Annotated in this window: 14 protein-coding genes; 9 read left to right on the forward strand and 5 right to left on the reverse strand. The window is 36.4% G+C overall.

Going from position 1 to position 19,052, the window contains the following annotated elements; translation table 11 throughout:
• Window positions 1-294: 294 nt before the first annotated feature.
• The 3 genes from hemQ to gerQ all read left to right on the forward strand — a co-directional run bounded on the left by hemQ (window position 295) and on the right by gerQ (window position 2,401).
• Window positions 295-1,038, forward strand: a complete 744-nt coding sequence (hemQ, locus tag D612_RS0116785; RefSeq protein ID WP_017756663.1) for a hydrogen peroxide-dependent heme synthase — start codon at window positions 295-297, stop codon at window positions 1,036-1,038.
• Window positions 1,039-1,398: 360 nt separating this feature from the next.
• Window positions 1,399-1,824, forward strand: coding sequence for a cell wall hydrolase (locus D612_RS0116790; RefSeq protein WP_017756664.1), 426 nt, complete (start codon window positions 1,399-1,401; stop codon window positions 1,822-1,824).
• 103 nt (window positions 1,825-1,927) lie between these two features.
• Entirely contained in the window at window positions 1,928-2,401 is a 474-nt protein-coding gene (gene gerQ, locus D612_RS0116795) for a spore coat protein GerQ (RefSeq protein ID WP_017756665.1), read from the forward strand.
• A 327-nt stretch (window positions 2,402-2,728) separates the two neighbouring features.
• Here gerQ and D612_RS0116800 read toward each other — a convergent pair whose 3' ends face one another.
• On the reverse strand, window positions 2,729-3,100 hold the full coding sequence (locus D612_RS0116800; protein ID WP_017756666.1) for a DUF423 domain-containing protein: 372 nt from the start codon (window positions 3,098-3,100) through the stop codon (window positions 2,729-2,731).
• Window positions 3,101-3,360: 260 nt separating this feature from the next.
• On the opposite strand from D612_RS0116800, the gene D612_RS18525 reads away from it, so the two are divergent.
• The 4 genes from D612_RS18525 (at window position 3,361) to D612_RS18855 (ending at window position 11,860) form a co-directional block, all read left to right on the forward strand.
• Complete coding sequence (locus D612_RS18525) at window positions 3,361-4,044, forward strand: Crp/Fnr family transcriptional regulator (protein ID WP_017756667.1); 684 nt, start codon at window positions 3,361-3,363, stop codon at window positions 4,042-4,044.
• The gene (locus D612_RS0116810; RefSeq protein WP_017756668.1) at window positions 4,045-5,859 is read left to right on the forward strand and encodes a CHASE2 domain-containing protein; all 1,815 of its coding nucleotides are present in this window, start codon (window positions 4,045-4,047) and stop codon (window positions 5,857-5,859) included.
• A gap of 175 nt (window positions 5,860-6,034) precedes the next feature.
• The gene (locus D612_RS0116815) at window positions 6,035-8,833 is read left to right on the forward strand and encodes a FecR domain-containing protein (protein ID WP_017756669.1); all 2,799 of its coding nucleotides are present in this window, start codon (window positions 6,035-6,037) and stop codon (window positions 8,831-8,833) included.
• A 183-nt stretch (window positions 8,834-9,016) separates the two neighbouring features.
• Complete coding sequence (locus D612_RS18855; RefSeq protein ID WP_017756670.1) at window positions 9,017-11,860, forward strand: fibronectin type III domain-containing protein; 2,844 nt, start codon at window positions 9,017-9,019, stop codon at window positions 11,858-11,860.
• A 171-nt stretch (window positions 11,861-12,031) separates the two neighbouring features.
• Here the strand turns inward: D612_RS18855 and D612_RS0116825 are convergent, their stop codons facing one another.
• Window positions 12,032-12,376 carry a DUF3307 domain-containing protein gene (locus D612_RS0116825; RefSeq protein ID WP_017756671.1) on the reverse strand — a complete coding sequence of 115 codons (345 nt, stop codon included), beginning with the start codon at window positions 12,374-12,376 and terminating at the stop codon, window positions 12,032-12,034.
• Window positions 12,377-12,454: 78 nt separating this feature from the next.
• A complete protein-coding gene (locus D612_RS0116830; protein ID WP_017756672.1) occupies window positions 12,455-13,942 on the reverse strand; it encodes an NHL domain-containing protein in 1,488 nt (495 codons plus the stop codon).
• Window positions 13,943-14,135: 193 nt separating this feature from the next.
• On the opposite strand from D612_RS0116830, the gene D612_RS0116835 reads away from it, so the two are divergent.
• On the forward strand, window positions 14,136-15,278 hold the full coding sequence (locus D612_RS0116835) for an HD domain-containing phosphohydrolase (protein ID WP_017756673.1): 1,143 nt from the start codon (window positions 14,136-14,138) through the stop codon (window positions 15,276-15,278).
• A 175-nt stretch (window positions 15,279-15,453) separates the two neighbouring features.
• Window positions 15,454-15,867, forward strand: a complete 414-nt coding sequence (locus D612_RS18535; RefSeq protein ID WP_017756674.1) for a YckD family protein — start codon at window positions 15,454-15,456, stop codon at window positions 15,865-15,867.
• A gap of 305 nt (window positions 15,868-16,172) precedes the next feature.
• Here D612_RS18535 and D612_RS0116845 read toward each other — a convergent pair whose 3' ends face one another.
• Window positions 16,173-18,086: an LTA synthase family protein gene (locus tag D612_RS0116845; protein ID WP_017756675.1), complete on the reverse strand. Its 1,914-nt coding sequence runs from the start codon at window positions 18,084-18,086 to the stop codon at window positions 16,173-16,175.
• A 242-nt stretch (window positions 18,087-18,328) separates the two neighbouring features.
• Window positions 18,329-19,045, reverse strand: coding sequence for an ABC transporter ATP-binding protein (locus D612_RS0116850; RefSeq protein ID WP_017756676.1), 717 nt, complete (start codon window positions 19,043-19,045; stop codon window positions 18,329-18,331).
• Between the last annotated feature and the right edge of the window lie 7 nt (window positions 19,046-19,052).

The raw sequence follows: 19,052 nt of genomic DNA on the forward strand, positions 1-19,052 counted from the left end.
CCCACAGGAGCAACTGTAATAAACTCCGTATTAAAGTTGAGGATGTTTTGGACCTCGCACGACTTAAACACGAGTATTGTCGCTAGAATAATAAATATAAATTCGCCAGGATATGCTGCAATTATTAGTTTAATACCACGCCAATGGTGGTGAAGAGCATAAAACTTTCCTATCTGGAAATCTATGTTATATTAGTAAATGACATGTACATACTGAAAATAGGTTTAACTAAGACGAGCAATAACAGTTAGACAATGATGTACAAAAATATAAAAATTAAAGGGGTCGAAATATATGAGCGAAGCAGCAAAAACACTAGATGGATGGTACAGCTTACATGATTTTCGTACCGTAGATTGGGCAGCCTGGAAAACTCTTTCAAGCGACGAGCGCTATACAGCTATTGCAGAATTTCAGGCATTTCTAGAGAAATTAGTGGAAACTGAAAACGAGAAAAAAGGTAGCCATGCACTATATACAATTGTTGGTCAAAAGGCTGATTTTATGCTAATGATCCTTCGCCCAACAATGGAGGAACTAAACGAGTTGGAAACTACTTTTAATAAAATGAAGTTTGCTGAATTTTTAATTCCTGCACATTCTTATGTATCTGTTGTGGAATTAAGCAACTATTTGCCTTCTGACCAGGATCCATATCAAAGCCCTGAAGTCCAAGCAAGATTATATCCAATCTTGCCTAAATCAAAGCATGTTTGCTTCTATCCGATGGACAAGCGACGCAACGGAAATGACAACTGGTATATGCTTCCTATGAAACAACGCAGTGAGTTAATGCGCTCTCACGGAATGATTGGACGTAATTATGCCGGTAAGGTAAAACAAATCATAACAGGTTCCGTTGGTTTTGACGATTGGGAATGGGGCGTAACATTATTTTCAGACGATGTCCTTCAATTTAAGAAGCTTGTATATGAAATGAGATTTGATGAAGTAAGTGCGCGTTATGGTGAATTTGGATCTTTCTTTGTTGGAAATATTTTAAAGCAGGAAGATGTAGTGAAATTCCTTCACGTTTAAAAGCGACTTCTTTTTCGGCAAACGTGTTATTTAAGGCAATTTAAGCTATTAATGAAAAATAAGTGTTTAATTACCGCTGTATAAGTTTTTTAGCATATATATAAGTGTTTAATTACTTCAATATAAAAAGAAACTTCCTGACGTTTAGCAGGAAGTTTTTATTTTTTCATCACAAACTGGGGGTTCTTTATCATAAAAGTCTATTCACCCTCATAAAAATTTAATATAATCTGCCCCAATGTTAACCGCAAATATTCATAAATCATATAAAAGCCATTTCTAAAATCTTATAAAATGAGTCACCATTTTCTACACCTGCAATATGTTAGTAGGGTAAACGTCTTTAAGCGAGGTGAGATAATGGCAGTTGTTAAACATACAGAAGAAGATGTAAGACTTCTAGCACGATTAATGCGAGCTGAGGCAGAAGGTGATGGAAAACTTGGAATGTTAATGGTTGGCAATGTTGGTGTTAACCGTGTGATCGGGGATTGCCTTGATTTTAAACAAATCAGAACTTTACGAGACATGGTTTTCCAAAAACCTGGAGGCTATGAAGCGGTTGATAAACCTTATTTTTATCAACGTGCACGTGAACAGGACATTAGGCTTGCGCGTCAAGTTATAAGAGGTTGGAAGTATCACCCTGCTACTTATTCACTTTGGTTTTTCAGACCTGAAGGGGAGTGCCCCGCACAATGGTTTAATCAGTGGAACACAGGGCGATTTAAAGCACATTGCTTTTATACTCCTGACCGTGCAGATTGCCCACAAGTGTTTTTTTAAATCAGGCTGAGCAGTTTGTATTACAGTTTTATTCAGTCATTATTTTTATATAGTGATGAATATCAAAAGGTTGTCCCTATCATCTATTCGAGGAGGAAGTAAAATGGCAAAAAACAATCCTTATCAAACAACGATGTATGGCCAATATCCTCAATATGGCTTTCAACAGCAGCAACAAGTCCCAACTTATTCAGGTGGTCCAATCCCGGGACTTGGCGGTTTCCCGCAAACAGGTACCCCTCAAGCACCTGTTGCACCTACAACACCTTCAATCCCTGGTATGCTACCTGTAGAAGAATCATACATTGAAAACATTTTAAGGCTAAACAGAGGAAAAGTTGCAACGGTTTACGCAACCTTCGAAAATAACACCGAGTGGAATGCCCGAGTTTTTAAAGGTGTGGTTGAGGCTGCCGGGCGCGATCATATTATTTTAAGTGATCCAGAAACTGAAATGCGTTTTTTAATTCCAATGATTTATTTAGATTATGTGACGTTTGATGAAGAAATTGAGTATTATTATCCGTTTAACGGTGGTCGACCACCTTTAGCTTCTTTTCCGCCAAGAATAAAATAAAGGAAAAATAGGAGTAAGCTCGAGAACATGTTTGTTCCAGCTTACTCCTTTATTGTTATTGTTGAGTTAGGTGTATCGCGAAATAGATAGATACGCCGTACGCTTTAATTGTTTGCCGTTTAAGGTAAATACCGATTTAAATCGTTTTTTTATTTTTTGCTGCTATAAATACGGCAATACATAACAGCGATTAAGCATTTTTATAAGCAGTGCTAATAACATCCACTGACTATTATGACCAATATAAGCAAGCGGTCTTTAAGCACTTTTATAAGACGCTAACGCTAATAACGTCCACCGACTATGACCAATATAAGCAAGCGGTCTTTAAGCACTTTTATAAGACGCTAACGCTAATAACGTCCACCCTGCTAAAAATGATACACCTCCAAAGGGTGTGATCATACCTAAAGGTGTGATTCCTGAAGTACTTAATACATATAAGCTCCCTGAAAATAAAAGAATTCCAATTATCATCATGATTCCTGACCACTTAATTAATGAAGAGCCTTGCCACTTATTTGCAGCAAAAGCAACAATAAACAGACCCATTGTGTGAAACATTTGATAATCGACGGCTTTTTCCCATGTATCCATCATCTTTTCTGACAGCTTATGCTCAAGACCATGCGCCCCAAACGCGCCTAAAGCAACTGCTAAAAATGCACTGATTGCCCCTATAATTATGAATCTCTTCATCACTATTTACCCCTTTATCTCTAAATATTAATTTCGGTCCATATTGTACCTAATAGAGTCCCGAAAAGTCTCCCCTCAAACCTTGCTAATCCGATACCTTCATCTTAACGAATCTTGTCGTGTTGTGCCATTAAAAAGGATTTTTTATCTTTTTTTAAACTAAATAACCTTTACAAATTATAAGCTTTAAGCGTACTCTTTAAGTAGATTTAAGGAATATTCTGCATTTTCTAGTAATTTTGAAGCGGGGGAATAAATAAATGTCGATCACTTCACATTTAAAAAAGGTATCTCTTTTTGAAAAACTATCGACGGAGGAACTGCAACAAATCGAAAAAATCGCGATGAAGTCCGGCTATACAGCAAATAAAGTGCTCTTTAATGAAGGCGATAAAGGCGACTTTCTTTATATCATCTTAATAGGCTCGGTAAAAATTTACTCCATAGTGAAAGGAAAAGAAAAAATTATTACAATTTTAAAAAAAGGAGATAGTTTTGGCGAGCTCGCATTAATCGATGATCAACCACGTTCTGCTACAGCCGAAACACTAGAGGATTCTGTTTTACTATGTATTTCGAAGCAGTCATTTATGAAATTAATGCAAGAAAATTTTAACGTAACACAAAAAGTACTAATGCAGCTGTCAGCGAGACTTCGGAAAACAAACGAGCATGTAACAGATTTAGTATTTAATGACGCGAAAACAAATGTTATTAAAGCACTCATTCAATTATCAATTGATCACGGTAAACGTTTAAATGATATTGTTGAAATTCATGTCAAAATATCAACTAAGGATATAAGTAAAATGGCCGGTATCTCTCCTGAAGTAGTGGATTACGTCATTAAGGACCTTGAAAATAAAAACGTCCTGTCCTACTATCAACAAAAAATCATTTTGAATTTGCATCATCTAAATTCAAGAAGAGGGGAGCTAATTTAATTGTTGCGGAAAATAGTGTCAATCGCCATTATTTCCATTGTGATTTGTTTTTTTTATGCAAGAGACATGTTTTTTATCGTAAATGAGTATGTTTCAGACCGGTTAATCAGAGAGGAAAAAGAAGTCTCAAGCAACATTGTTATATTAGCTATTGATGATGAAAGCTTAGCTGAGGTTGGAAAATGGCCGTGGCCGCGTGGAGTAATTGCCGAAACGACAGAAAGGCTGGCAGAAGCAGGAGCGAAGGCAATCTTTGTTGATGTTCTTTATTCCGAAGCTAGTCAGGATGTTTCACAGGACCAAGTATTTGAACGAGTTGTAAACGAACATGATAATATTTATCTCGCCGCAAACTTTGTTTTCAAAGGTAAACAGGAAAACGTAGGTGACTTAGTATTTGAATCTATAAATAGACCCGTGTTTTCTATCAACCAAAACCAAATTGGACATATCAATGTAAAAGAAGACCGCGACAGTGTTGTACGCCAAATCATGTTAGGTATCCCGGATGAGAACAATGAAATTTTACCTGCGATATCTGTTAAGCTTGCAAACCTTTTATTAGAAGAAGAAGGTCGCGAAATAACATGGAATGAAAGCAATGAGTTTTTTCTAGATGGACAAAAAATTCAAACAGGTCCAAATAACGACATCAATTTTACGTATTCAACACAGCCGCACGAGGATTCCCAAGAGGTTATTAGTAAAAAATTTGATACAATCCCTATTTATCAAGTTATCAATGAGGAATATCCACCTGAGTATTTTGAAAATACCATTGTATTAATCGGACCATATACAGCCGGCCTACAGGATCAATATACAACCCCTATGAGCCAAGTCACAAAAATGAACGGAGTCGAGATTCACGCAAACATTATTCAAAGCTTTTTAGATGGAAATATTTATTCGAAAGCAAATGCTACAACTAGTTATCTGATCATTACTTTGCTAACAGCGTTATCCTATTTAACGATTGATCGTTTAAAAGTAAAATTAGGATTTCTTGCTTTACTCGATTTTATCGGCATTTATTGGATTGCAACCATTACCGTGTTTTCTGAAATGCATATTTTACTGCCGTTCTTCTATGTATTGCTAGCGCTAATCATCGTCTATATTACCTCTGTTGCACTGCAATATATCGCAGAACGAAAAGAAAAAGCACGTGTTACTGGACTATTTGGGCGTTATGTTTCCAAAGGTGTTGTTGATGAAATTTTAGCTTCTCAGGAAGAAGTAAAGCTCGGTGGGGTACGGATGGATGTTAGCCTTGTGTTCGTAGATATTCGTGGCTTTACTCCGCTCTCTGAAAAAATGCAGCCGGAAGAAATCATTTTAATTTTAAATGAGTATTTGGATTTATGTACTCGTGCTGTATTCAAATTTGAAGGAACCCTTGATAAGTTCATTGGTGATGGCGTTATGGCAATCTTCGGTGCCCCTATTGAACAACCTGATCACGCAGAACGCGCTGTACGCGCAGCCTTGGAAATGAAAAAGCATTCGTTTGAAATGGCAAAACGTTTAGAGGAAAAATATGGACGAGCTGTCTACTTTGGTGTCGGCATTAACTCGGGTCCTGCCGTTATCGGGAATATTGGTTCAACCGACCGCCTTGATTATACAGCAATTGGTGATACGGTAAACCTTGCTGCTCGACTTGAATCGAATGCGAAGCCACAACAAATTTTGATTAGCGAAAATACGTATGAACGAGTAAAGGATCTATTTGAAATTACCCCGCTAGAACCAATTAAAGTGAAAGGGAAAGAAAAGCCTGTACAAATTTATCAGGTCGAGGGCGAGAAATAAACTTATAGCTGCAAGTTCTATGTAATAAAATGTAATTTTATTACACTATTCGACAGACAATTTCAAATTTTTTAATTTTTTAACAATTAACGGAGATTGTTTGAAAACTTTTGCTGTACAATAAGAGAGAGGATTTTACTCCTCTCTCTTCATTTTTTTTAAGGAGGAAAATTATATGAAGCGGGCAAAAGCGCTTGTTTCATTTCTACTCCTTTTTTCGTTACTAATTCCTGCCTTTTATCAAGCTAATGCAGCACGAGTTGCCGTTATTAAAGAGGTGAGGGGTGAGGTCTTCGTAAAAAAGGGAAATGGAACGCGCGAATTCAATGCAAAGGAAGGAATGAGCCTTTCCGAAGGGGACTCTGTCCGTACTGTCAAAAAAAGCTCGGCCAACATTGTCTATGATGACGGATCAAAGACAACGATTGCCCCAAGCTCCAAGCTTACTGTTGCTAAGTTAAAAAACAAGGATGCTGGCAATCAAACAAAGGTTAAAGTCGTATCAGGTAAAGTATGGAACAGTGTCAAGAGCCTTTCAAACGCCAATGACGAGTATGATGTTGAAACCCCTACAGCAGTCATGGGCGTACGCGGAACTCATTTTCTTGTAACAACCGACCCAATTACAGGACAAACAAGCGTATCAGTATTAGACGGAACAATAGGTGTAAGTCAAAACAGTGATATTGGAAACAGTTCTGGCTCTAGCGATGGACCCGGTGATCGAACTAATACAGCCGAACAACTCGTTACATTTAATCAAACTCTATCCACAGAAACGATTCATGCCCCGCTTTCGGATGCAAAAGAGTTAGACGTTCAACAGCTTGTCGAACAAGTTGAACCCGAAGTCATTGTTGAAATCATCCAAGACCTCACCAAAACAATCCAAGAAAAACAAAAACAAGCACTTGAAAACCATGAATTATTTGAACAGACAGAGCAATTTGATTTGCTTGAAAACGCACTAGAGTTATCTAAAACAGCTGCAGAATTAGCAAAAATTCAAGCTAATGTATTATCCGAGATTAATCGCTCTTCTGCTATTAGGGAAGAGGTTGAGCAATTGTTACAATCACGATTTAACGAGACTATTGCAAGTGTTATGAGAGACAATCAGGAGTTAAGGTCATCAACTGAAAGCGCGCGGGGACAAATAACGGATTCTGCTAGTAATGCGGGTATGTCAGAAGAGGAGATTAATGAATTTGGACCGGAAGATGTGCCGGTAACTCCGCCAAGTCCAGCACCGGATTCAAATGGTGGTAGTTCTGGTGGTGGTGGCGGAAATGTTGACGAACGCCCAAGTGCACCGAGAATTTCCGGGGAAGGTGATGGAACGAATTTCTATATAGATGTTTTCGATTATGACCCTGCAGCAATTTTAAAGTTATATCAATTGATAGGAGATACTTTTTCGCTTTATTTTGAAATTGACTTAACCATGAACGAATTCAATTATTTTACCCTGCCATATGACGGTATGAAATATTACGTTACGCAAACGGTAAACGGAACTGAAAGTTTGCCTTCCATTACTGTTACAGCTGGGGAAGAACCGATAGAGGGATTAGCAATAGTTAGTAGTAATGCCATTGAGGACACTAATGAATTTACGATTACTTTTAATAGCCAGCTTGATCCATCATCTGTTCCTTCTTTGGATGATTTTGAAATATACTCTAAGGAATCCTATTATGATGGGGAAAATTTGACATATCAATATGATCGGATTTATGTGTCTAATATTATCATAAATGAAAATCAACTAATACTATCATTATCATATGATTCTCTTGGTGAAAGTGGGATTTACATTGAGTACCCTATCATACTTTCAATAAAATATACAAAAAATATGACAAATCCAATTAAAGATAGTAACGGTTTTACATTAAATGATCAACAAATAGATTATGAATCAACACAAACAATCTTTGATCGTGACAAAAACGGTGATTTTGAGTATTCGATTTATACTAGTAAATATGGTTATACGGAGCCGTTTGAAATATATTCGCTGCCTTATACGTTAAACTTTAAGACTAGGTTTGAAAATAATTTTGTGCAAGAGCTTTCTTATCAAATATATAATGGTGATAATCCAATTAAAGAGTCTGAAATTTATAGTAATAGTGATGGGGTATTCTCATTAACTCTTGATGAATCTTTACCTTATGGTGAATACTCAATTGTCCTTGGAATTGCAAAAAATTCTGATTTCCGTATAGTCAACTCCTTTGGAATAAAATACGTTGACTATGAAGCTCCAAAAATTACTAACATAAGCTATACAACTACACCGGCAACAATTCAGTTAGATTTTGATGAGCTAATAAATGAATATATCAATAAAGATGCAGATGATTTTAAATTAGTAGAAATTCAAGGCACTGACCAATATGGTCAACCAATCGAAGAAGAAAAAACCATTGCAAGTGTATATATTATTGATGACAATAATAAATCTTCTCTTAAGTTCGAACTTGTACCATCAAATTATGATTTTAATAAATTGCGCCTTACCCATAAATGGAATGATAATATCGGTGACATATATAGTAATTACATTCCTCTTACTCTTAATATTAAATTTGGGCAATACGTAAAATTTTCTTTAGATACACCAAATGAAATGGCTATTTATCATACACCTATAAAGATTGAACCATATAAGGAAGCTTTTAAGGTTTATTTCCAACCATATTTTAATGGAGTCGCTATGACAGCCAATACAGTTGATCGAATAGAAGTTGAGTCTAATTATTACGATGGTACAATTACCCCACCTATGATAGAAACTGATTCACAAGGAAATATGTATTTCACTATCGATCCTACTGTTTGCATACCAGACTATACAGGTTGGGTTGGCTTTTACGTTATCCCAAATGATTCTTATTATGATGATCAAGATTTTTTACAGTCATTTGAAATTGAAATTCTTGATTATACCAGACGAGATATGCCGTAAATTACCAAATAACGCAAGCGCATGATGAAATTGTTTGTAAGTTATATTTCTAGACAAATAATTACAAATAAACTAAATTTTTAGCAAATTTTAATGTTTATTGCGACAATAATACTATAATATTAGAGAGAGGAATAATTTCCTCTCTCTTCTATTTTTTTATTTTTGCAAGGAGGACTCGATATGAAGTTAATAAAAGTATGGGTATCAATTCTATTACTTTTTTCATTGCTCCTCCCTGCCTTTTTTCATGTAGATGCGGCTCGTGTCGCTGTTATAAAAGAGGTCCAGGGTGAGGTATACATAAAAAAGGGGAACGGATCACGGGAATTTAAAGCGAAGGATGGAATGAGCCTTTCAGAAGGGGATTCGGTACGTACAGTTAAAAAAAGTTCCGCTAACATTGTTTATGACGATGGCTCAAAAACAACTGTTGCTCCAAGCTCGAAGCTTTCCATTTCAAAGCTTAAAGACAAAAACAATGGAAAGCAAACAAAGGTAAAGGTTGTTTCAGGAAAAGTCTGGAATAGTGTCAAAAGTCTTTCAAATGCCAATGACGAATATGATGTTGAAACGCCAACAGCCGTTATGGGTGTACGTGGAACACACTTCCTAGTTACTACAGACCCGATAACAGGAGAGGCATCTGTTTCTGTTTTAGATGGTATGGTTGGGGTTAGCCAAAATAGTGATAATGGAAGCAGTTCAAGTGGAACAAGCAGCAGCACTGGGCAAGTTGGTCAATCAGAACAGCTAGTTGGATTTAATCAATCACTTGTTACACAATCCACCCAGCAACCAATATCTGAAGCAAAACCAATTGACGTCAAGCAGCTCGTTCAACAAGTTGAACCAGAAGTGATTGTTGAAATGATTCAGGATTTAACTGAAACAATTAGAGAAACGAACCAACAAGCTATTGAAAACCAACAAATGTTTGAACTTTCAGAACAACAGGAAATGCTCGAAAAAGCAATTGAGCTATCAAAAACTGCCGCTAACTTAGCAAGCATTCAAGAGACTGTATTAAATGAAATTAACCAAGCAGTAATCAAGTCTGAGGTTGAGCAATTATTACGATCACGCTTTAACCAAACACTTGATAATGTAGTTAATGAAAATAATCAGTTAAAAACAGAAACGCAAACTACTCAGCAACAAGTTACAAATGCAGCTAAAGAAGCAGGCATGACGGATGAGCAAATCGAAGATATTGGCCCACCACCAGTACCTGAAAGTCCGACTGAGACAACTCAACCAGCTACAAATACTGGGGGTGGTGGCGGTGGTGGCACCGATGATCCTGTTCCATTACCACCAACACCAACTATTTTCGGGTTCGCTGATGGGAATGATTTCTATATTAATATCCAAGGACATGAATTTTCTTCTACTTTGAAGCTATATGATGCAAATGACAATTCCCTTGTTGAAACTATTGATAAAGCAAGTGAACTTGAGCGGTTTATCGTCACTTTGGACGGTAAAAGTTATTATGTTACGCAGACAGTAGATGGAAAAGAGAGTAATCCTTCAAATATAATTGTTTCAATTGGTGATCCTTCAGAAATATGGATTAACAATCTTCCAGAAATGGCACCTGGGAATAATAATTTTGTATTTGATATTGAAGTTAAAGATCAAAATGGTAATTATATTAGAAATTTGTCTCCATCCGATTTCGTATTTAATGTTACTGATCAAGAAGAAAATCAACTTGGGTATCTAAATATCGTAAAAATTGAGGAAAAATATTTTGGAGATTCTCAGTACAATAATCATTACTATCAAATTACAGCTAATTTCAATCTACTTGGAAGTTTTATAGTAATACCAAATGTGCAAGATATTTCTTTCTATGATCAGATGATAAATATAGAATTTGTTGAAAGTGCAACCATTTCTGGAACAGTTAGCTTACCACCTGGTCTTATTGGGCTTTCAGAACCACTAGAGGTTTCAATTACTGCTGATAGCAGTAGTTCAGCAACAATAATATTGCAGCCAAATACAACTTCAGCTATATATGAATTGGCTATACCTGCTAATATTGATATTATGTATATAAATTACGAACTTCCTAGTTACAACGGATTTGAATTATTTTCCTATGGTTATATAGAGTTAACTAACATTATTAATTTATCACCTTCAAATACTCAAGCAGTTGATATCACGCTTGAAAAAGTACCAGAGATTAACAACCTGATATCTGAACCAATGAATGATTCTATTACTTTGAACTGGGACGAATATCAAGGTGATTATGGAATCCCAGCTAATGGATACCATATATTCCTAAATGACATATTACTAACAGGCAATCATATAACAGATAATACCTATATTAGAGATACTACCTATACAATAACAAACTTAGCGCCAAATAATAATTACAATATTCGCATTGTAGCCGTTAATGAATTGGGTATTGCAGCTACATCTATTTTAAATGTATCTACAAGTGAGCTTCCTATCATCCCAAATACACGATTTAATTATGTGTCGTCTTCATCATTCGATTTATCATGGGATTCTTATATAGAAGCCACCAATTATAACGTATACTTAAACGATACACCTCATGAAGTTACAACAAGTGATACAATTAGATTTAGTGATTTAGACCTATATGAAACATATGTTGTTCGAGTCGAAGCAGTTGATAGTAGTGATGATACAATTGCTGGTTCAACAATAAGCATAAAAACGCTAGATGATGAATTTGATCTTTTTGAACACTATGACAGCGGCCCAGATTATATAGGATTAAAATGGAATTTTAAATCATACTCTTGGGGCTATAATTATATAATTCAATACGGAAGAGACGGTATTTTAGATAAAGAGCTGTTAGTATACGTAGATGAATCGGATTGTGATGCTGATGGTTCTACAGTACATTACGTTGAAGAGTTAGATCCTTCAACTGAATATACATTCCTAATTACTGCCTATTATAATGATGAACCTGACGTGTTGGAACCTATAGGTGCGGCAACTGTTATATTATCTACGAGTAATTAATTTAATTTTTTAATAAACGATATATAACCAAAAATATTAATGGTTTTATATCCAAAATCAAAAGGAGAGAAAATCACTACCTAAGTGATCAGCTCTCCTTTTTTTCTATATGAATCACATTTATCTGGCCAAAACTACTAGTTTTCGTGCTATAGTCTACCTTTTTTACAATCAAATCTGCAACGCCAGCGCTAACGTCAATAAATGAAACACTTGGTCGGCCATAATGATAAGCCAGCCTGATTCTTTTCCTTTTGCTGTCATTATCGTGCGAACCCACCAAACGACAAAAGTACGGCGATCAAAGAAACTATGCAAACCAAATACTAGCAGAATTCCCCAAATTGAGAGTCCGCCAAAGCCAATCCATGCCACAATTCCAACAGCAGCTGTATAGACAAAAGCATGGGTGAACAACGCTGTCCAATTTTTCGCCTTATTGGCTGCCATCCAGCTTGTTTGGAACAAATAGTCCCCGATTAAATGACCTAGTAATAGAACATCAAATGGACTCATCAATAGTTTCCTTTCATCAATAAAATAGTTGCACATTTTCCAGTTGAATTTAAAATAAGAACATTTCAGAAAAAACTTCTATCTTATCAAAACAACTCTTTCATTTCCTAACCAATCAACTTGGAGGTTAAATGCTTCGGCAATAAATCGAAGCGGTACGTAAGTTCTATTTGTTGTTGCTTCTACCTCTGGCGCAACATCCATTGTAAACGTATTCGTTCCTTTTACATTTTTATCGCCTACTGTTAATACAACCGTTTGCTCACCGTTAATAATTGTGATTCCTTTTGTTTCTGCGTTCCAATCAACCTCATAACCAAATGTTTCTGTAACAGCACGTAATGGTATTAACGTACGGCTATTCACCATTTTTGGCTTAGCATCATCAAATTGGATTGAACTATTATTATAAACGACTCCTATATCATCTCCGCTTGTTCCAACACCTGCTGGGAGCTGATACCAATCTATCATTCTTAGTTTGTTATTCATTTGGTCTGCTACTAATAGTTTGCCATTTTTTAAAACAGAAACATCAGAAGGGCGATCAAATTGTGCTGTAAATTCCGAGCCAATTTTATTTCCACTTTCTGAAGCTATTCCGGCCACAGTTGAAACGTTCCCGGTTGTTGTTATCACTCTAATAACGTGGTTCAACGTATCCGCAACATATAAATTCCCTTCTTTATCAAAAGCTAAACCTGTTGGGAAATTAAACTGTGCCCGTGCCGCATCTCCATCAGCATAGCCGCCAACAATATAACTTGTATCTGTCATTTTCCCAGCACCAGTCCCTGCAACTGTTGTTACATTTCCTGATGAATCAATTTTACGAATACGTTGATTTCCGGTATCTGCTACATAAATGTCCCCATTAGCGGCAATTGCCAAGCCAGATGGCTCATTAAATTGTGCAGCAGCACCTTGTCCATCTGCGTAACCACCTACTAGCCAATCACCATCGTTACGATAACGACCGCCTGCTAGTACAGAAACTTCACCTTGTTCCGTTACTTTTACAATCCGATGATTCAATGTGTCACTGACAATTAAGTCTCCACTTTCAGTGATTGCAATATCAGATGGACCTTGTAAATCACTAGTCACTGTATGTACGACACCATTATCAATTGCTCTTACAGCGTTATTCCCTGCATCTGCAACATATAGCACACCTGAAGCTGACAATGCCAGTCCTTTCGGCTCATTAAACATTGCATTACCTACATTCCCATCTCTAAAACCACCAACAGCAAAACCATATTCATCTGTTTGAGATGTTGTCCCTGCAAAAGTTTTTACCTGGTTATCTTTCGTAACCAATCGAATTCGATGATTCTCCGTATCTGACACATAAAAAGAACCATCACCCGCTTCAATTGCAACAGATGGGCCATTAAATTTTGCTATAGTTGCCGCCCCATCTTGATAGCCTAGTTCCCCTGAACCTGCCACTGTTTTTACATTTGCTGGTTTATAAGCTCCATCTGCGATTGATGTTTGAAAGCATAACGATAAGCTAATTATCCCCGCGGCAACCAGATTTTTCCACTTATACCCTTTCATCTTTTCATCTCCTACATGTAACTTTTTCATCCATAATATTCTATTAATCTACTATTACTATAACAAAATTCTCCTATTAATTGATATAAAGTTTTATTAAAATCTTTTAAATAAACAGAAATGTCTTAACATGGGGAATAGTTTGGATTATTCTTAAATTATAAAATAGGCTTGTATTTAGGGAGTGATCGTCATGCATGAAATGATGAGTATATCAGAACCAAAATTGCGAAAAGAATTGGCACCTGATGAAATGCTTCAAGTTATTTTTAAATATGCAGCAAAAATTTCCGGGGAAAAGGATTTAGACAAATTGCTTATGCTTATGGCTGATATGGGAAGGGAGCTTATTGTTTCAGACCGTTGTACTGTTTGGCTTTATGATCAAGAAAAAGATACACTTTGGACGAAGGTTGCACATGGGGTTGATCGAATTGAAATGCCATCAACAAGTGGACTAGCAGGTCATACTGTCCATACCGGTGAATCAATTATTATTGAAGATGCTTATAATGATAAACGTTTCAATCAAAATGTTGATAAACAAACAGGATATCGTACGAAAGCAATGCTCGTCATTCCATTTCGAAATCATGAAGAGGAAATCATCGGTTGTTATCAGGCAATTAATAAAATGACGAGTATTGGTATTTTCTCAGAACAAGATTTAAAAAATCTAGAGATGGCTGCTACTTATGCAGGAAAGTCACTAGAATCGGCATTTCTTCAATATGAAATAGAAGAAACACAGAAAGAAATTATTTATACAATGGGGGAGATTGGCGAAAGCCGTTCGAAGGAAACGGGGAATCATGTCAAACGTGTTGCTGAATATTCAAGGATATTAGCTGATGGGCTAGGAATGAAAAGAGAAGAAACGGAGCTAATTAAAATGGCTTCGCCGATGCATGATATTGGAAAAGTTGCAATACCTGATGATATTTTAAAGAAGCCTGGAAAGCTTACGGATGAAGAATTTGAGATTATGAAATCCCACGCAAGCATTGGCTATAACCTCCTTAAAAATTCAAAACGCCATATTCTTAAAGCCGCTTCCATTATTGCGAATGAGCATCATGAAAAATGGAATGGGCGCGGTTATCCAAACGGCAAAAAAGGTGAGGAAATTCATATTTATGGAAGAATCACTGCTATTGCTGATGTTTTTGACGCTCTCGCCAGTGACCGCTGCTATAAAAAAGCTTGGGAGCTTGACCGTATTTTAAATCTTTTTAAAGAAGAACGAAATGAGCATTTTGATGGAAAGCTTGTTGATGTCTTTTTTGATAAGTTAGATGAATTATTAAAGGTACGCGATACGTATAAAGATGTGTAAATTGTTTTTTAAAAGGGATATGTATTGAATCTAAGTCATAATGATTTGTAATATGCCATATGAAGAATAACCTTATCCGAGATAAGTTTGGGTAAGGTTTTTTTATTTTCATGGATAATATTCACAACTCCGATACATATTAACAATGTAAAAATACTTATTGGAGGTTTGAGTCATGAAGAAATTCACGATTTACTTGTGTGCTTTAATTTTATCTGTAGGATTATCACTTCCCGTGTTGGCCGAACAGGACATGAATGGCACGGGTACTCCTGAAACAAAGGTTGAGTTAACAGAGAAACAGCAAAAGCAGCTTGAAAAACTTCACAAGGATATGCTTAATAAGAAAAAGGAACTAATTGACAAGCATGTCGAATTTGGAGTCATGCCAAAGGAAAAAGGTGACAAAATAAAAGAAAAGTTAGACAAGCGCTTTGAAAAAATGAAGGAAAACGGCTTTATGCCTAGCTGCCACAGCAAGTCGAAATGGAAAGACAAAGACGAAGACGATTATGATAACAACAATGATCATGATAACAACAATAACAGCGCAAACAATGAAGATTCCTATCGGCTCAGCACGCCATAACCGATAATAAAGCGGCAAAGTGCACCCAAACAAAAAAGGCGAACCGTCTTAAACCAAGACATTCGCCTTTTTTACATTTCTCAGGAAATATGGGAATTATTGCCGGGGTCAGGAACCTCTATGGACACCTCTATGGACACCAACCTGGCACCTTATCCGAAACATCAGTCATAAATGGATAAATACATAAGAGGATTGTACATTCACACTTATTTTGACTAACACTATTTATTATCTTTCTTCTGTTACAGTACCTATCAGCTATAATTATGTGCAATATTTATAATAGCGCTAAATTCATAATGTTAGTATCGAAACAGCTCCTCAACGCTATGCTGCTTCCCTAATAGAATGTCGTACTGGAGTCGTAAATACATGTCTTCCATTTCCTTGAACTCTTGTGGTGTTTCTTTATAAAGGGTCCCTTGAGGGTCAGTTTTCACAGGTACCGAAAGTCCTGGCAGAACCTTACTAAATTGTTGTAAAAATTGATAAAATAACGGCTGCTCCAATCCTGCTAAATCAAAAATATACGGTGCTAAAAACGACGGGCTGATTGTACTTGGCATTTCAAGTTTCTGACCTGATTCTAAATAATTAGACCAAATTACCAGTGGTGTAGTTCTCATCCGGTGATATTCCCCTAGCGACCAGTTTTCACCAGCTTCATTGTTAATATAGCCTGCCTCTTTATAAGCTAAATAATCCGAGCCCAAAAACGGCAAGTGATCGCCAAAAAAGATGATAATTGTAGGCTCTGCTGAATTTTTATAATACTGAATCAACTCCCCGAACGCCTGATCAGCTTCTACAACTCCTTGTGTATATGTTTCTAATGAATAAAGCGAGTTTTCAGAAAGCTCTTTGCTTTCAATCGAGATCTCATGCTGACTATAGCGATTTTTTTCATAAGGACCATGATTTTGCATTGTTACCGCATAAATAAAAACCGGTTTCTCTATCTGTTCTGTTTTTTCGAGAATTTTTTTATTCACTTCATTATCGCCTATATATGGCCCCCGGTATTGTGCATCCTTAAATTGATCTAAGCTTATAAATTCACTAAAACCAATTAGGTCATAAACCTTATTTCTGCTCCAAAACCAATCGTAGTAAGGGTGAATTCCAATTGATTCATAGCCTTGATTTGACAATACTGACGCGAGCGACGGAACGGGCTGTCCGATAAACTGCTGATACGCAATCGAACCGGCTGGTAAAAATGAAACATTCAAACCTGTTAAGGCTTCAAATTCTATGTTTGCTGTACCTCCACCAAATTGCGGAGATAGCAGTAAACCACTCTGATTTTGTCGTACTGCAGGCATTGGATCTCCACTAAACTTCACAGAGCTTAGCAGTGTCGGATCCCAAAATGCCTCATTCATGATAAAAATAATATTCGGCTTTTCTAGTAACATTTGCACGGCATGCGCCTGTTTCTTAGGAGTTGAAGCTTTTATATTAGCTAAAATTTCCGAAATATTTTCTTGGCTATAGCCTTCTGGGGCAAAAACAAGCGTACTTTCCGTATTTAATACAAAGCTTAATAAAAAGCCATTGATTCGATAATTTACAGCTTGATTCCAATTCCGATTTTCTATTTGCATATTTGTAAATAATTGATTCAGCGGAGTTTGCCGAAAAACAAAAAAAGAAACTAACAAACTTAAGCTGACAATTAATAAACCAACTCTACTAATAACCGTTAATTTGAAATTTAAAAATACTATCCTCTTTTTTAGAAAAATAATAAAAACTATTGATATCACCAAACCTATAACAACCAATCCAGCAATCTTCATGTCCACATCGCCTATAAGCTGCGGAAGTAAATTGAATAATTGCTGATATAGCAGGATGTCCCAAGGATATAAATACTCTCCTAAAAACAAAAATTTAAATTTATTAATGACAGTCAGAGCACCAATTATAATTGTGTACATTAACAAAGTTATTAATAAGTCGTTACTAATTCCGAAAAGGACGAGAAATATTGTATATAATATTACATAATTCAATAGAAACGGATTGCGATTTTCAGTAAACCATATTTTTGTCTCTTGGAAATTCCCTCGAATAAATGATTCTATCGTAACCAAAAGGATTCCGGTTATGAACATTGATACAACAACTACAAACAACAACTGCAATAGAACCCTTGTTTTTTTTCGTTGTTCCTTTACTTTTTGTCTGCTTTGCCTGTTGTAATTGAACAATTTGAACCATCCTCTATAACTTTTTTATTATTATTTTTTCTATAACTGCTAAAATATAGTCTTTGATCAAAGAATTACAAGCATGGTGCCAGGGTAGGTGCCATAGAGGTGTCCATAGAGGTTCCTGACCCCGGGAATTTTTCCCATTTGCATGAGTGATGCTTGGTGGGATTTTTTCCAAAATAAAAGAGGGTGCCGTTTGGCATCCTCTTGCCGTTTGGCATCCTCTATTGATTTTTGAATTATGCTAAGTATGCTTCTTTTATATGGTCATTTGTGATTAAGTCGTGGCCTGGGCCGCTTAATGTGATTTCACCATTTTGGATGACGTATCCGCGGTGAGCGATGCTTAATGCTTGGAAGGCGTTTTGTTCGACTAGTAGAATGGTCATTCCTTCTTCATTTAGCTCTTTTATTATTTCAAATATTTGCTCCACAATGATAGGTGCAAGTCCCATTGACGGCTCGTCTAGCATAAGAATTTTCGGCTTCATCATGAGGGCACGGCCGATTGCTAGCATTTGCTGCTCGCCGCCACTCATGGTGCCACCCTGTTGGGACAAACGTTCTTTGACCCGTGGAAAATAATGAAATACCTGCTCCATTCGTTCCTTTATTACTTTTTTATCTTTTACAGAGAAGGCACCCATTTCCAAATTTTCCTTAACAGTGAGCTTCGGAAAGATCCTTCTCCCTTCAGGAACATGAGCGATTCCCGATAATGCTGTATCATGTGGTGATCTAGCGGATATATCCACTCCTTCATATAATATGGAACCACTTTTTGGCTTGACAAGACCACTTATTGTCTTTAACGTTGTTGATTTGCCAGCCCCATTACTTCCAATTAATGTAACAATTTCTCCAGCATCTACATGAATAGAGATTCCCTTCAACGCTTGAATTCCACCATAAAATGTATTTACATCGGTTAACTGCAAAATATGCTTAGTTCTCATCTGTCTG

It is taken from the genome of Calidifontibacillus oryziterrae, from assembly GCF_000331575.1.
GTDB classification, from domain to species: Bacteria; Bacillota; Bacilli; order Bacillales; family Bacillaceae_J; genus Calidifontibacillus_A; species Calidifontibacillus_A oryziterrae.

What these genes read in the sequence shown, in the direction of transcription:
- hemQ (WP_017756663.1), top strand. Translation starts at nt 295, where the DNA reads ATGAGCGAAGCAGCAAAAACACTAGATGGATGGTACAGCTTACATGAT.
- D612_RS0116790 (WP_017756664.1), top strand. Translation starts at nt 1,399, where the DNA reads ATGGCAGTTGTTAAACATACAGAAGAAGATGTAAGACTTCTAGCACGA.
- gerQ (WP_017756665.1), top strand. Translation starts at nt 1,928, where the DNA reads ATGGCAAAAAACAATCCTTATCAAACAACGATGTATGGCCAATATCCT.
- D612_RS0116800 (WP_017756666.1), bottom strand. Translation starts at nt 3,100, where the DNA reads ATGAAGAGATTCATAATTATAGGGGCAATCAGTGCATTTTTAGCAGTT.
- D612_RS18525 (WP_017756667.1), top strand. Translation starts at nt 3,361, where the DNA reads ATGTCGATCACTTCACATTTAAAAAAGGTATCTCTTTTTGAAAAACTA.
- D612_RS0116815 (WP_017756669.1), top strand. Translation starts at nt 6,035, where the DNA reads ATGAAGCGGGCAAAAGCGCTTGTTTCATTTCTACTCCTTTTTTCGTTA.
- D612_RS18855 (WP_017756670.1), top strand. Translation starts at nt 9,017, where the DNA reads ATGAAGTTAATAAAAGTATGGGTATCAATTCTATTACTTTTTTCATTG.
- D612_RS0116825 (WP_017756671.1), bottom strand. Translation starts at nt 12,376, where the DNA reads ATGAGTCCATTTGATGTTCTATTACTAGGTCATTTAATCGGGGACTAT.
- D612_RS0116830 (WP_017756672.1), bottom strand. Translation starts at nt 13,942, where the DNA reads ATGAAAGGGTATAAGTGGAAAAATCTGGTTGCCGCGGGGATAATTAGC.
- D612_RS0116835 (WP_017756673.1), top strand. Translation starts at nt 14,136, where the DNA reads ATGCATGAAATGATGAGTATATCAGAACCAAAATTGCGAAAAGAATTG.
- D612_RS18535 (WP_017756674.1), top strand. Translation starts at nt 15,454, where the DNA reads ATGAAGAAATTCACGATTTACTTGTGTGCTTTAATTTTATCTGTAGGA.
- D612_RS0116850 (WP_017756676.1), bottom strand. Translation starts at nt 19,045, where the DNA reads ATGAGAACTAAGCATATTTTGCAGTTAACCGATGTAAATACATTTTAT.